Raw genomic sequence first — 14,330 nt, forward strand, 5'->3', positions numbered from 1 at the left:
GTTTTGCAAGCGATGCTTTCATTACGGGAAGCGCGTAATAAGTCGTCGGAAGACGGGCAATATTTCCGCACAATACGTCGCGCAACAGGCCGTGACCGGATGTTTCGGGAGCATTGTCGCCGGTCCGGCGGGCTCCGTACGCTCGTCCACTATGAGCGCACCAGCAGCATCCGCAGAGACCAGAACAGGCAGGCCGTCCCGTCCGCCCACCAAGCCGCACGGCCAGTGGAAGGTCGACGGAACCGAGCCGCTGAACGGCAACGAGGAATGGAAGCAGCAGGACGGCGGGCTCAACGTCCGCCAGCGGATCGAGCAGATCTACGCCAAGGGCGGCTTCGACTCCATCGAGGCCACCGACCTGCACGGCCGCTTCCGATGGTGGGGGCTGTACACCCAGCGCCGGCCGGGGATCGACGGCGGCAAGACCGCCACGCTGGAACCGCACGAGCTCGAAGACAAGTACTTCATGCTCCGCGTGCGTATCGACGGCGGCGCCTTGAGCACCGACCAGCTCCGGGTGATCGGCGGGATCTCCACGGAGTTTGCCCGGGACACTGCGGACCTGACCGACCGGCAGAACATCCAGCTGCACTGGATCCGGGTGGAGGACGTGCCGGAAATCTGGAACCGGCTGGAGGCGGCCGGACTCTCCACCACCGAAGCCTGCGGCGACGTGCCGCGCGTCATCCTCGGCTCACCCGTGGCGGGCATCGCGGCGGACGAAATCATCGACCCGACGCCGGCCATCCGGGAAATCTCCGAGCGTTACATCGGAGATGAGTCCTTCGCCAACCTGCCGCGCAAATACAAGACCGCCATCACCGGCCATCCGAGCCAGGACGTGGTCCACGAGATCAACGACTTCGCACTGGTGGGCGTGGTGCACCCCGAGTTCGGTCCCGGTTACGACCTCTGGGTGGGCGGCGGCCTGTCCACCAATCCGCGGTTGGCCGAACGGGTGGGCGTCTTCGTCCCGCCGGAGCGGACGGCCGAAGTGTGGGTCGGCGTCACCAGCATCTTCCGTGACTACGGGTACCGGCGGCTGCGCAACAAGGCCCGGCTGAAATACCTGCTGGCCGACTGGGGACCGGAGAAGTTCCGTGCCGTCCTGGAGGAGGAGTACCTCTCCGCCCCGCTGCCGGACGGCCCGGCCGCGCCCAAGCCCACCTCGCCCGGTGATCATGTCGGCGTGCACCGGCAGAAGGACGGCCGGTTCTACCTCGGCGTCACGCCGGTGGTGGGGCGCGTTTCCGGCAGCACGCTGGTCCAGCTGGCCGACCTGCTGGAGGCCAAGGGCTCCTACCGGCTGCGGACCACACCGCACCAGAAACTGGTGCTGCTGGACATCGCCGAGGAACATGTGGCGGAGCTGACGGCAGAACTCGACGGGCTCGGCCTCAGCGCCGCACCCTCCCTGTTCCGCCGCGGCACCATCGCCTGCACCGGGATTGAATTCTGCAAGCTCGCGATCGTGGACACCAAGACCACCGCCGCCGCGGCGATCACCGAGCTGGAAACCCGGCTCAAGGACCTCGCGGACAGCGGGGAACTGCCGCAGCAGCTGAGCCTGAACATCAACGGCTGCCCGAACTCGTGCGCCCGGATCCAGACCGCCGACATCGGGCTCAAGGGCCAGTTGCTGCCGGACGGCAGCGGCGGGCAGACCCCGGGCTTCCAGGTCCACCTGGGCGGCGGACTGGCCGCAGTGGACCGTGCGGAACCGGGCCTGGGCCGGACCGTCCGTGGCCTGAAGGTCACGGCGGATGGCCTGGTCGACTACGTGGAGCGGCTCATCCGGCAGTACACCACAGCAAAGAACGACGGCGAGACCTTCGCGGAATGGGCGCACCGCGCCGAGGAAGGAGCACTGAAATGACCGCACGTCCAACCACGGCAACATCGTCATCCCGTTCCCGGAGCGAGGAGCAGCTGCGTGCGCTGGCCGACGCCGGGACGGCCGAACTGGGGTGGGACGCCCCGGCACCCGAGGTTGTCGCCTGGGTGGCACGGAACTTCGGCACAGCCGAGGCCGCCGTCGCCTGCTCCATGGCCGATGCGGTACTGCCGCATCTGGTCGCGCAGCATCTGCCCGGCGTCGATGTCCTGTTCCTGGAGACCGGCTACCACTTTCCGGAAACCCAGGCCACGCGCAACGAGGTAGCGCGTTCGCTGGACGTCAACGTGGTGGACGTGCTGCCGGAGCAGACGGTGGCCGAGCAGGACCGCAGCCTCGGCACGGACCTGTTCTCGCGCGACGCGGCCTTGTGCTGTGAACTGCGCAAGATGCGCCCGCTGAAAAAGGCCCTGTCTGGCTACGGCATCTGGTTCACCGGCGTCCGCCGCGATGAGGCACCCACGCGGACCAACACCGAACTCGTCACCTGGGACAGCGCGCATGCCCTGGTCAAGGTCAACCCCTTGGCAGGCTGGAGTTTCGATGACCTGCTGGAGTACGCCGGCCGGAACGGCGTGCCGGTGAACCTGCTGCTGTCCAACGGCTATCCGTCCATTGGATGCAAGCCCTGCACCCGCCCGGTTGCCCCGGGCGAAGACCCTCGTGCCGGCCGCTGGGCCGGCCTCGCCAAGACGGAATGCGGAATCCACCAATGAACACCACTTACCTGACCGAAGACCGCCCGCCCGCCGGGGCACCCACTACGGCAGCCAGCGCCCCGCGCGCCGCCCTGTCTTCGCTGGACGCGCTGGAATCCGAGGCCATCCACATCATCCGCGAGGTGGTCGCCGAGTTTGAGCGGCCGGCCCTGCTGTTCTCGGGCGGCAAGGATTCTGTGCTGATGCTGCACCTGGCCACCAAGGCCTTCTGGCCCGGCAAGGTGCCGTTCCCGGTGCTGCACGTGGACACCGGCCACAATTTCCCAGAAGTGCTCGAATTCCGCGACCGAACCGTGGAAAGGCTGGGGCTCCGCCTGGTGGTGGGCAGCGTGCAGGAGTTCATCGACCGCGGCGAGCTGTCCGAGCGGGCGGACGGCACCCGCAACCCTCTGCAGACGGTTCCTCTGCTGGACGCGATTTCGCGTCACCGGTTCGACGCGGTTTTCGGCGGCGGCCGGCGGGACGAGGACAAGGCGCGGGCGAAAGAACGGATCCTGAGCCTGCGCGACGAGTTCGGCCAGTGGGACCCGCGCAACCAGCGCCCCGAACTGTGGAACCTCTACAACGGCCGGCACAGCGTAGGCCAGCACGTCCGCGCGTTCCCGATCTCGAACTGGACCGAGCTGGACGTCTGGCGCTACATCGAGCGCGAAGGCATCGAGTTGCCCGGCCTCTACTACGCCCATGAACGCGAGGTGTTCCGGCGGGACGGCATGTGGCGGGCCGTCGGCGAAGTGTCGCGGCCGCGTGACGGCGAGGAAGTGCTGACCAGGACGGTGCGCTACCGGACGGTGGGGGACATGTCCTGCACCGGCGCCGTGGAATCCGCCGCCGCTACCGCCCACGACGTCGTCATCGAAGTCGCGGCCTCCACCCTGACCGAACGTGGCGCCACCCGGGCCGATGACCGCATCTCCGAGGCCGCCATGGAAGACCGCAAGAAGGACGGGTACTTTTAATGACCACCACCGACTTCCAGACCGCCACGCTGTTCCGTTTCGCCACGGCCGGTTCCGTCGACGACGGCAAGTCCACGCTGGTGGGCCGGCTGCTGCATGACAGCAAATCGATCCTCGCGGACCAGCTCGAAGCGGTCACCCGCACCAGCGCCGAGCGCGGCTTCGGCGGAACCGCGTCCGGCAGCGGGCAGGGTCAGCAGATCGACCTGGCCCTGCTGACCGACGGCCTGCGCGCCGAGCGGGAACAGGGCATCACCATCGATGTCGCCTACCGCTACTTCGCCACCGAAAAGCGCAGCTTCATCCTGGCCGACTGCCCGGGCCACGTGCAGTACACCAAGAACACGGTGACCGGCGCATCCACGGCGGATGCCGTCGTCGTACTTATCGATGCCCGCAAGGGAGTGCTGGAACAGACCCGGCGGCATCTGGCCGTGGCCCGGTTGCTGCGGGTGCCGCATATCGTCGCCGCGGTCAACAAGATCGACCTGGTGGAGTTCAGCGAGGCCGTGTTCCGGGATGTGGAGGAACAGTTGCTGGCCGCCGCCGCGGAGCTGGGGCTGCCCGACGTGCGCGTTGTGCCGGTCTCCGCGCTGGAAGGCGATAACGTCGTCGAGCTCTCGGCCCGCACGCCCTGGTACACCGGGCCGGCGCTGCTCGAGGTGCTGGAAACGCTGCCCGCGGTGGACGAACTCGAGAACGAATTCGAAGCGTTCCGGTTCCCCGTGCAGTCTGTCATCCGGCCGCAGGGAGCGCTGGCGCCGGGGCTGGACCCCGAGGCGTTCCGCGACTACCGCGGTTACGCCGGGCAACTGGCCTCCGGTGTGGTCCGCGTCGGCGACAGCGTCACCGTGCTCGGCTCCGCCGCCGGGACCCAAATAACGACGTCGGTGGCCGGCATCGATTTCGCCGGCACCTCCCTGAAGGAGGCCTCCGCGCCGCAGTCCGTGGTGCTGCGGCTCAGCGACGATATCGACATCAGCCGCGGCGACCTGCTGGTGGAAACCGGCACCTTCGCTACGGCAAGCCAGGACCTGCACGCCTCGCTGTGCTGGCTCTCGCCCAAGCCGCTGCGCCAGGGCGCCAAGGTGCTGATCAAGCACGGCAGCAGGACCGTGCAGGGGCTCGTCCGCTCCATCACCGGCCGACTTGATCTGGCCAGCTTTTCGCAGGAGCCGGCGACGGACCTGGGGCTCAACGACATCGGAACCTTCGAGATCCGGCTGGCCTCGGCGCTGCCGGTCGAAGCCTACGAACGGCACCGTCGGACCGGGGCCTTCCTAGTGATCGATCCCGTGGACGGCAACACCCTCGCCGCCGGCATCGCCAGCGGGATTCCGGACGGGGAGGGGGAGCCTCGTGGCGGCTAAACGGGCCCGGAAGAAAGGGCTCCTGCTCTCCAGCCGCACGTCCGAAATCCTGCTCGCCGTCGGGCTGGCCGTCGCGATTGTTGCCGGGGCGGTCGCTGCTTCCGGCGCAGCCGACCGCAGCGGTGGACGTGAGGCCGAGGTTCCGGTCAGTAATGCGCAGGAGCTGCGGCTCGGCTACTTCGCCAACGTGACCCATGCACCGGCCCTGATCGGAGTGGACAAGGGGTTTTTCGCCGAGGAACTTGGCGGGACGGAACTGTCCACGCAGGTCTTCAACGCCGGTCCGGCCGCCGTGGAGGCGCTGAATGCCGGCGCCATCGACGCGGCGTTCATCGGCCCTAATCCGGCGATCAACTCCTATGTGCAGAGCGAGGGACGGTCCCTGCGGATCGTCTCGGGGGCGAGTTCCGGGGGTGCCCAGCTGGTGGTGCGGGAAGGAATCGACAACCCCGAGGACCTGGAGGGAGCCACGCTGACCACGCCGCAGCTTGGCGGGACGCAGGATGTTGCCCTGCGGGTCTGGCTGAAGGAACAGGGGATTGCGATCGCCGCCGACGGCCAGGCAGGTGCCACCATCAACCCGACGGAGAACGCAGGGACCCTGCAGCTGTTCAAGGACGGACAGATCGACGGTGCGTGGGTGCCGGAACCGTGGGCCTCGCGGCTTGTGCTCGAAGCCGGCGCGAAGGTGCTGGTCGATGAACGGGACCTGTGGCCGGAGGGCCAATTCACCACCACGCTGCTGATTGTGGGCACCGACTTCCTGAACCGGCATCCCGAGCAGGTCAAGGCGCTGATCACCGGCGAACAGCGGTCCGTGGACTGGCTCAACGAGACGTCGGCAGCAGATCCGGCCGAGGTGGCGGATGCCATCAATGCGGGGCTGGAAGGCGCTCATGGCCTGCCGCTCACCGACGAGGTGATCCGGCGCTCGCTGGCGAACATCACGTTCACCGTGGATCCCCACGCCAGCGCACTGGCCCAGCTGCTGGAGGACGGCGTCACGGCCGGCACCACCGAGCAGGCCGATATCAGCAGCATCCTGGATCTGTCCATCCTCAACGGTCTCCGGACGCAGGAAGACAAGCCTGCCGTTCCTGCTGCCGGCCTGGGCAAGGAGTAAGGACCATGACTTCCCAAAACAGTGTGCTGCAACGCACCGGCGCCCAATTGGAAATCAGCGGCCTGTCCAAACGCTTCGGACCGGACGCCCCGCTGGTGCTGGACAACGTCAATCTGAGCGTGGAGCGAGGCGAGTTCGTTGCGCTGCTCGGCGCCTCGGGCTGTGGCAAGTCCACGCTGCTGAACTTAGTGGCCGGTCTGGAAGAACCAACGGCAGGAGAGCTGAAAGCTCCGGAAGCGGCGTTTATGTTCCAGGACGCCTCGTTGTTTCCCTGGCTTTCGGCGCAGGCCAACGTCGAGCTGGCGCTGGAACTGCGCGGGGTGGGACGGCAGGAGCGGACAGAACAGGCTCGGGAATTGCTGGAGCTGGTCCACTTGGGCGGAGCCGGGAAAAAGCGTCCGCACGAACTGTCCGGTGGCATGCGCCAGCGGGTGGCCTTGGCCAGGTCGCTGGCCCAGTCCCGTGAGCTGCTGCTGATGGACGAACCGTTCGCCGCCCTCGATGCCATCACCCGGGACCTGTTGCATGACGAACTGGAACGGATCTGGCGCCGGACCGGGCGGACCATCATCTTCATCACGCACAATGTCCGTGAAGCGGTCAGGCTGGGGCAGCGGGTATTGCTGATGTCCTCCCGGCCCGGTCGGATCGTTGCCGAATGGAATGTCGGAGACGGGCTGGACGCCCGGGACCGTGCCGAACTGGCCGGCGAAATCACCACCGAGCTGCGACGGGAGATCCGCCGTCATGCGGCTTGAGACAGAATCCAACGACGACGTCGGGCAGCTCGAAGCCGGACTGGATGCGCTGCAGGCAGAGCAACCGGGCCGGCCAACGGTCAGGCCGGCCATCGGCAAGGCCCTGCTGCCCGTGTTCGCGCTCGCCGCCATCGTCTATGTGTGGCAAATGTACATCTGGATCGTGCAGCCGCGCCCGGACATCCTGCCCGGACCCGCCGACGTGGCCGCGGCGTTGGGCTCCTTGTGGGGCAACGGCGCAGCGCAGGAGACCATCCTCACCAGTCTCGAACGCGGTGTGCTCGGATTCCTGATCGCGGCAGTGATCGCAACCCCGGCCGGCCTGCTGCTGTCCCAGCACAAGGGGCTGCGAGCCGCGTTCGGCCCGCTCATCTCCGGGCTGCAGGTCCTGCCGTCCGTAGCCTGGGTTCCGGCTGCCATCATCTGGTTCGGCCTGACCGATGCCACGGTGTACTTCGTGGTGCTCATGGGGGCCGTGCCTTCGATAATCAATGGGCTCATTTCCGGTGTTGACCAGGTGCCGCCGCAGTTCCTGCGGGTAGGCCATGTCCTGGGCGCCAACCGCTGGCAGCAGGCGACCAGGATCATCCTCCCGGCCGCGCTGCCCGGCTACATCGGCGGTCTTAAACAGGGCTGGGCCTTCTCCTGGCGCTCGCTGATGGCGGCCGAAATCATCACCGTCGGCGGGTCCATGGGTTTCGGCCTGGGCTCGTTGCTGCAGCAGGGCCGGGACCTGTCCGATATGGCCATCGTCGTGTCGGCCATTCTGCTGATCCTGGCCATCGGCATTGTCATCGAATTGCTGGTTTTCGCCCCCGTGGAGCGCAGGCTGCTGCGCGGTCGGGGACTGCTGAAGTCCGGTGCGGCCTGAATCCGCAAGACTCGCCCTCCACAACCTCTCTTCCCACTGACCTGAATTCTCCGAAAGGAACACTCCCATGACCACATCCCCCCTTGCCTCGCCCCAGTCAGGCGCAGGAAAGTCATCCGAGCCGGAGGCTGCACTGGCTCCGCATTCCGACGGCGCAAGGCCGCTCCGCGTCGCCGTCGTTGGTTCCGGTCCGGCCGGCGTTTATGCCGCCGATATCCTCACGAAAAGCGACGAGGTGGCATCCGGCGCAGTGCAGGTCAGCATCGACCTCTTCGACCGCTACCCGGCCCCGTACGGACTGATCCGCTACGGCGTCGCCCCGGACCACCCGCGCATCAAGGGGATCGTGACGGCGTTGCACAAGGTGCTGGACCGCGGCGACATCCGGTTCTTCGGCAATGTGGACTACGGCACGGACCTGTCCCTGGCCGACCTGCGCGAACACTACGATGCCGTCATCCTCGCCACCGGCGCCATTAAGGACGCGGACCTGAACATTCCCGGCGTCGAGCTTGAAGGCTCCTTCGGCGGGGCGGACTTCGTCTCCTGGTACGACGGCCACCCGGATGTGCCGCGCGAATGGCCCCTCGATGCCAAGGAAATCGCGGTCATCGGCAACGGGAATGTGGCCTTGGACGTGGCGCGGATCCTGTCCAAGCACGCCGACGATCTGCTGACAACCGAGATCCCGGACAACGTCTACCGGGGCCTGAAGAATTCGCCGGTGACCGATGTCCACGTCTTCGGTCGCCGCGGTCCGGCGCAGGTGAAGTTCACGCCGCTGGAGCTGCGCGAACTTTCGCATTCCCGCGACGTCGACATTGTCCTTTACCCGGAGGACTTTGACTTCGATGAAGGCTCGGACGAGCAGATCCGCTCCAACAACCAGACCAAGACCATGGTCAATACGCTCACCAACTGGCTCGTGGAAGAGCAGGACACCGGAGCTTCCCGCCGGCTGCACCTGCACTTCCTGCACAACCCGGTGGAAATCCTCGCCGGCAGCGGCGAGGCAGCCGGCCGGACCACGGGAATCCGTTTCGAGCGCACCGAACTCGACGGTACCGGCAATGTGCGCGGCACCGGCGAGATCGTCGAGTACCCGGTCCAGGCCGTCTACCGGGCGGTGGGCTACTTCGGATCCGCGCTGCCCGACGTGGAATTCGACCACCAGCGCGGCGTGCTCCCGAACGACGGCGGCAAAGTGCTGGATGCTGACGGAAATGCGATACCGGGACTGTATGCCACGGGCTGGATCAAGCGCGGTCCGGTGGGCCTGATCGGGCACACCAAGGGCGACGCGCTGGAAACCGTCACCCATCTGCTGGCGGACCGTGCCGGACTGCCGGCTGCGGCGCGGCCGGACGAAGCCGCCATTCTGGAACTGCTCGGGGACCGCGGGGTGGAATACACCACGTGGGACGGCTGGCTGGAACTGGATGCCCACGAGCGGGCACTGGGTGCCGAAGCAACGGAAGCCAGCCCGGTGGCGCGCGAACGGGTCAAGGTAGTACCGCGGGAGGACATGGTCCGGATCTCCCGCCCAGCGGGGGCCGTCGCTGCCTCCGGGGGAGCGGCCGCCGTTGCCGCCGGAACGGAACGGAGCTAGGAGGAACCGGATTCGGCCGCGAGCCGGCGCACGGTCAGGGCCAGCCAGAGATGGACCCGGTCAGCAGTGGACGCCGGGTCGTAGCCGGTCAGCTCGATGATCTGGGCCAGCCGGTACCGCACGGAGTTCCGGTGCAGCCCGAGGGTCTCCGCGACCGCGGCCACCGAACCGTTCAGTTCCAGATAGGTTTCCAGCGTGGACATGAGCTGGGCATCGTGGGCGGCGTCGAACTCAGCCAGCGGATCAAGCGCCTCGGCGGCGAGGTCGGCCAGCGGCACGTCTTCGGAGGCCATCAGCAGCGAGGTCAGCGACAGCCGCTGCGGAACGTTCAGCCGGGCGCCGTGGGTGAGGGCTTCCTTCGCCTCGAAGTAGCTCCAGCGCAGGCCGTTGGGCTGGGCATAACTGCCGCCCACACCCACGGTGGCGGTGAGGCCCGCGTCGTACAGGTAGCTGCTGAGTTCTTCGCCGAGCCGCTCGCCGGACTCGGCGTCCTGGACCACCAGAACCAGCCGCTCGTCGACGAGCCCGGTGGCGGCCCCTTCGAAGGCGGCGGGCAGCGGCAAGGTCCGCAGGGCGGGGCGCTGCCCGGTGGCGGTCTGGACCAGCATGACCAGCTGGCGCCGGGCGGTGTCCACGCCGATGGTGTTCAGCCTCAGCGTGGCATCCTGCCCCTGAAGGGTGCCGCGGACAATATCCTGCAGGATCTGTCCGGCGGCATTGCGCTGGGCCGCCCGGTGCTTGGCCTGGTTGCTCAGTTCCAGGCTGATCATGCTCTGCGCATAGTCGACGATGGCATTGCGCTCGTACGGTTCCGCCAGGGCAAGGGTGCAGCGGTCCTTCAGCCCGGTGGCGATGGGCACCTTGTTCCAGCTGCCGGTGGCGCCGGCTCCGGTGCTGTACAGAACGGCGCCATACTGCGAAAGCTCGACGTCGGTACCCACCATTCCTGCCAGGGTGCGCAGCAGCGCCGGCAGCCCGCCGCCGCCCAGCAACGAGGCCGAGAGAGCCTGGTGGTCGGAGAGCAGCCGCTCCAGCTTGCGGTAGTGGTCGGCCGAGATCGCATCGGCCACCATCCGGCTGATCGCGACGAACGGTGTTTCGTAAGGGATTTCGAACACCGGCAGGTTCAGTTCGTCCGCCTGGTTCAGAAACGCCGGCGGAACTTTGCTGTGCGAGAGGCCCAAAGCGAAGCCGATGGCTACGGCGCCGGCCTCGTGGACGCGCGCAACGAAGCGCCGCTGGGCGGCAGCGGTCTTTTGGCGCAGCCCGGTGGTCAGCACCACCTCGCCGCCGCTGAGGAAAGGCAGCGGGTCTTCCAGTTCGGTAGTAGCTACCCAGGTGATGGCCGCATCGGGATTGCCGGCTGCCTTCCCCACGACGCGCAGGTGCAGGGACTTTTGGGCCAGGAGATTGGCAAGAGAGACAGCCATAGGGCCACTATACGGGCATTCATTGTGCAGCTGCACTGCAGGACGCTGGTGGTGGAGCGGGAAAACCGAAGAGGCACGCGGCTGAAACGGATAACGGTTTGTGCGTTGACCAGCGGGGTGCTGTTCCTCGCGCATGGGGCCGGGTCTATGATGGGCGAAATCAGTCATTTTGCAATCGTTAAGAGGTCCCAGCATGAGCAATCTGCCGCACCCGAAAGGGGCGCCGCCGGCCAAACCGCCGCGTGAGATGTGGTCCACCCGCAAAGTATTCATTCTCGCCGCCATCGGCTCCGCCGTCGGCCTGGGTAATATCTGGCGCTTTCCCTACGTCGCGTATGAAAACGGCGGCGGGGCGTTCATCATTCCGTATCTGGTCGCACTGCTGACGGCCGGCATCCCGCTGTTGTTCCTCGATTATGCAGTGGGGCACCGCCACCGGGGCTCCGCGCCGCTGGCCTTCCGCCGGCTTACACCCAAGGCCGAGGGGCTCGGCTGGTGGCAGGTGGCCATCTGCTTCGTTATCTCCATCTACTACGCGGTGATCATCGCGTGGGCCGGCATGTACATGATCTTCTCGTTCACCGAGGCCTGGGGCGCCGATCCTGCCGGGTTCTTCCTCGGTGAATTCCTGCAAGTCAGCGAGAACGTCAACGTCGGTTTCGAGTTTGTACCCAATGTGCTCATCCCGCTGGTCATCGTCTGGGCCCTGGTGCTGCTGGTCCTGGCGGCGGGCGTCCAGAAGGGCATCGGCCGGGCCAACATCATCTTCCTGCCGTTGCTGCTGGTGATGTTCCTGCTCCTGGTAGTCCAGTCGCTGTTCTTGCCCGGTGCGGCCGACGGGCTGGACGCCCTGTTCACCCCCGATTGGGGTGCGCTGACCAACACCGGAGTGTGGGCGGCTGCCTACGGCCAGATTTTCTTCTCCCTGTCCGTGGCCTTCGGCATCATGGTTACCTACGCGTCCTACCTCAAGCGCAAGACGGACCTGACCGGCTCCGGCTTTGTTGTCGCGTTCTCCAACTCCGGTTTCGAGATCCTGGCCGGCATCGGTGTCTTTGCCGCCGTCGGTTTCATGGCCTTTACCGCGGGCGCAGAGGTTGGCGACGTTGCCGGTGCCGGCGGCATCGGCCTTGCCTTCATTGCCTTCCCGACCATCATTTCAGAGGCCCCGCTGGGCGCGCTGCTCGGCGTCCTCTTCTTCGGATCGCTGGTCTTCGCCGGCTTCACCTCGTTGATCAGCATCATCGAAGTGATCATCTCGGCCGTACAGGACAAGCTGGGCATGGGGCGGGTCAAGACCACATGGATCGTTGGGATCCCGCTGGCGCTGATCTCCATTCTGCTCTTCCCGACCACCACCGGACTAAACCTGCTGGACGTCACGGATGCCTTCGTCAACAACTTCGGCATCATGGCCTGTGCGTTCGTCACGGTGCTGCTGCTGACTTACGCCTTCCGGAAGTTGCCGCTGCTGGGCGGGCACGTCAGCGACGTGTCCTCGATCAAGCTCGGGCTTCCCTGGCGGATCCTCGTGGGCATCCTGTCGCCGATCGTCCTCGGCTACATACTGATCAGCGAATTGATCAGGAAAATCCAGGAAGGCTACGGCGAGATGCCAACGTGGTTTGTGGGCGTCTTCGGCTGGGGCATGGTGGTGGCGCTGATCGTGGTTGCCCTGGTCCTGTCTTTCATCCCGTGGAGCAGCAAATCCGCGGCCAACGACCCTGTGCTGGATGCGCCGAATAAGAAAGAGGTAAGCAAATGAGCACCGCGGCCATCGTCATGCTGATCATTGCCATCCTGACCGTTTGGGGAGGCCTTGGCCTCGCGCTGGTCAACCTCCAGCGGCACCCGGAAGACGACACCAGAATGCCCGAGGAGCACGCGCCGGAGCTCTGATGCCTGTTGATTCCTTCTGTCGATGCCCCGTTGCCTGTGCAGCGGGGCATCGACGCGTGCCGGGTGCTGGTCGGCTGGACAAGTGCACGAACGGCAGCGCCGGTCCGTGTGCAGGAAGCTATGGCTGCGGTGCAGACGGGGGCATATTGTCGGCAGTGTTGCGGCAATCACTAGCCGCTGACCGGTTATGCGCGTTACGGCCTGAGGCCAGAAAAGGGATGTAAACCGTGGTTCAGACCCTGCAGAACTTCATCAACGGCGAATTCGTTACTCCCGCCGGAACCGAGCTGCTCGACATCATCAACCCGACCAACGGCGAAGTGGTGGCCCAGTCCCCGGTCTCGGTTGAATCCGACGTCGATGATGCGATGGCTGCGGCGGCCGCTGCTTTCAAGACCTGGAAGCACGCCACACCCAGCCAGCGCCAGTTGCTGCTGCTCAAGCTCGCGGACGCGATGGAAGCCCACAGCGAGGAACTGGTCGAGGCGCAGCACCGCAATACCGGCCAGGTCAGGGAAATGATTGCCTCTGAAGAGGTGGCCGCCGGTGCCGACCAGCTACGCTTCTTCGGCGGGGCGGCACGCCTGCTCGAAGGCAAGTCCGCCGGCGAATACATGGAAGGGCACACGTCCTTTGTGCGCCGGGAGCCGATCGGCGTGGTCGCACAGGTGGCACCGTGGAACTATCCGCTGCTGATGGCCGTCTGGAAGATCGGCCCGGCCCTGGCCGCCGGAAACACCGTGGTGCTCAAGCCTTCCGACACTACGCCGGAGTCCACCTTGGTGCTGGCCCGGCTGATCAAGGACATCTTCCCGGCCGGCGTCGTCAACGTTGTCCTCGGCGACGCTGGCACGGGCGCTGCCATGGTGGAACACAAGACACCGGGCCTGGTCTCCATCACAGGTTCCGTCCGCGCCGGAATCGCCGTGGCCAGCGGAGCCGCCAAGGGACTGAAGCGCGCACACCTGGAACTCGGCGGCAAGGCTCCTGCCATTGTTTTCGCCGATGCCGACATCAAGAAGAGTGCCGCGGCCATTGCCGAATTCGCCTTCTTCAACGCCGGCCAGGACTGCACGGCCATCACCCGCGTGCTGGTGGAAGAAGCCGCGCATGATGATCTGGTCAACGCCATGGTCGAGCACACCAGGACGCTGCGGACCGGCTCCGAGAATGACGCCGAGAACTACTTCGGGCCGCTGAACAACATCAACCACTTCAACGCCGTGAACGCCGTCATGGACGCGCTGCCGGAACACTGCACGGTCGCAGTCGGCGGCAAGCGCGCCGGCGACAAGGGGTTCTTCTACGAAGCCACCATCGTCACCGGCGCGAAGCAGACGGATGACATTGTGCAGCAGGAAACGTTCGGCCCTGTCATCACTGTGCAGAAGTTCGGCGCCGAGGCCGAAGCCGTGGAGATGGCGAACGACGTCGAATACGCCCTGGCTTCCAGCGTCTGGACCAGCGACCACGGAACGGCCATGCGCGTCTCCCGCGACCTGGACTTCGGCGCCGTCTGGATCAACACCCACATCCTGCTCACGGCAGAAATGCCGCACGGCGGATTCAAGCAGTCCGGCTACGGCAAGGACCTGTCCATGTACGGCGTTGAAGACTACACGCGCATCAAGCACGTCATGAGCGCCCTCGACGCTTAGCACCGCACAAACCTACCTACCTGAACCAGTTGAAAGGCTA

At 66.2% G+C, this 14,330-nt stretch carries 11 protein-coding genes and 1 pseudogene; 11 read left to right on the top strand and 1 reads right to left on the bottom strand.

Annotated elements, in window-relative coordinates; translation table 11 throughout:
* Window positions 1–151: 151 nt before the first annotated feature.
* The 8 genes and pseudogenes from AC5RWO_RS08570 to AC5RWO_RS08605 all read left to right on the top strand — a co-directional run bounded on the left by AC5RWO_RS08570 (window position 152) and on the right by AC5RWO_RS08605 (window position 9,303).
* Window positions 152–1,876 (top strand): nitrite/sulfite reductase, encoded by a 1,725-nt coding sequence (locus AC5RWO_RS08570; RefSeq protein WP_498730958.1) that lies wholly within the window; start codon window positions 152–154, stop codon window positions 1,874–1,876.
* On the top strand, window positions 1,873–2,610 hold the full coding sequence (locus AC5RWO_RS08575; RefSeq protein ID WP_498730960.1) for a phosphoadenylyl-sulfate reductase: 738 nt from the start codon (window positions 1,873–1,875) through the stop codon (window positions 2,608–2,610). Before AC5RWO_RS08570 ends, AC5RWO_RS08575 begins: the two co-directional genes overlap by 4 nt.
* On the top strand, window positions 2,607–3,572 hold the full coding sequence (gene cysD / locus AC5RWO_RS08580) for a sulfate adenylyltransferase subunit CysD (RefSeq protein ID WP_498730962.1): 966 nt from the start codon (window positions 2,607–2,609) through the stop codon (window positions 3,570–3,572). The genes AC5RWO_RS08575 and cysD overlap by 4 nt, the downstream gene beginning before the upstream one ends.
* Window positions 3,572–4,942: a sulfate adenylyltransferase subunit 1 gene (locus AC5RWO_RS08585; RefSeq protein ID WP_498730963.1), complete on the top strand. Its 1,371-nt coding sequence runs from the start codon at window positions 3,572–3,574 to the stop codon at window positions 4,940–4,942. Before cysD ends, AC5RWO_RS08585 begins: the two co-directional genes overlap by 1 nt.
* Entirely contained in the window at window positions 4,932–6,065 is a 1,134-nt protein-coding gene (locus AC5RWO_RS08590) for an ABC transporter substrate-binding protein (protein WP_498730965.1), read from the top strand. The genes AC5RWO_RS08585 and AC5RWO_RS08590 overlap by 11 nt, the downstream gene beginning before the upstream one ends.
* Before the next feature lie 128 nt (window positions 6,066–6,193).
* A pseudogene (locus AC5RWO_RS08595) lies at window positions 6,194–6,823 on the top strand (ABC transporter ATP-binding protein); the annotation flags it as partial.
* The gene (locus tag AC5RWO_RS08600; RefSeq protein WP_498730966.1) at window positions 6,813–7,694 is read left to right on the top strand and encodes an ABC transporter permease; all 882 of its coding nucleotides are present in this window, start codon (window positions 6,813–6,815) and stop codon (window positions 7,692–7,694) included. The pseudogene AC5RWO_RS08595 and the gene AC5RWO_RS08600, both read left to right, overlap by 11 nt.
* 67 nt (window positions 7,695–7,761) lie before the next feature.
* The gene (locus tag AC5RWO_RS08605) at window positions 7,762–9,303 is read left to right on the top strand and encodes an FAD-dependent oxidoreductase (RefSeq protein ID WP_498730968.1); all 1,542 of its coding nucleotides are present in this window, start codon (window positions 7,762–7,764) and stop codon (window positions 9,301–9,303) included.
* Here the strand turns inward: AC5RWO_RS08605 and AC5RWO_RS08610 are convergent.
* Entirely contained in the window at window positions 9,300–10,733 is a 1,434-nt protein-coding gene (locus tag AC5RWO_RS08610; RefSeq protein WP_498730970.1) for a PucR family transcriptional regulator, read from the bottom strand. The genes AC5RWO_RS08605 and AC5RWO_RS08610 overlap by 4 nt on opposite strands.
* A gap of 193 nt (window positions 10,734–10,926) precedes the next feature.
* On the opposite strand from AC5RWO_RS08610, the gene AC5RWO_RS08615 reads away from it, so the two are divergent.
* From AC5RWO_RS08615 to AC5RWO_RS08625, 3 genes are all read left to right on the top strand, one after another.
* On the top strand, window positions 10,927–12,498 hold the full coding sequence (locus AC5RWO_RS08615; protein ID WP_498730971.1) for a sodium-dependent transporter: 1,572 nt from the start codon (window positions 10,927–10,929) through the stop codon (window positions 12,496–12,498).
* On the top strand, window positions 12,495–12,632 hold the full coding sequence (locus AC5RWO_RS08620; protein ID WP_498730973.1) for a methionine/alanine import family NSS transporter small subunit: 138 nt from the start codon (window positions 12,495–12,497) through the stop codon (window positions 12,630–12,632). The genes AC5RWO_RS08615 and AC5RWO_RS08620 overlap by 4 nt, the downstream gene beginning before the upstream one ends.
* A 227-nt stretch (window positions 12,633–12,859) precedes the next feature.
* Complete coding sequence (locus AC5RWO_RS08625; protein WP_498730974.1) at window positions 12,860–14,290, top strand: aminobutyraldehyde dehydrogenase; 1,431 nt, start codon at window positions 12,860–12,862, stop codon at window positions 14,288–14,290.
* Window positions 14,291–14,330: the final 40 nt, after the last annotated feature.

This window comes from Arthrobacter sp. B055-34 (assembly GCF_059090425.1).